This is a genomic window from Streptomyces beijiangensis (assembly GCF_017315755.1).
In the GTDB taxonomy this organism is placed as follows: Bacteria; Actinomycetota; Actinomycetes; order Streptomycetales; family Streptomycetaceae; genus Streptomyces; species Streptomyces beijiangensis.
Map to the genome: position 1 here is coordinate 1 of NZ_JAFLRJ010001221.1, position 220 is coordinate 220.

At 72.7% G+C, this 220-nt stretch carries 1 pseudogene; it reads left to right on the forward strand.

Going from position 1 to position 220, the window contains the following annotated elements:
* Positions 1 to 220 (forward strand): annotated as a pseudogene (locus J0695_RS41250) (NAD-dependent epimerase/dehydratase family protein); the annotation flags it as partial.

A 220-nucleotide genomic window follows, 5' to 3' on the forward strand; every position in this document is an offset into this window, starting at 1 on the left:
GCCGGGCGGGCGGGGGTCCGGCATGTCGCCCTGGCCAGTTCGTGGGGCGTGACAGGCCTGCCCTGGACGTCCGTCGAGGACCCGCACCCTGCGTACGTACCGGTCGACGAGGCCATGCCGGCCCAGGTGGAGGATGCGTACGGCCTCTCCAAGCAGGCCGACGAGCTGACCGCGCGGATGATGGCGCGACGCCACGGGATGAGCGTGGTCTGCCTGCGCT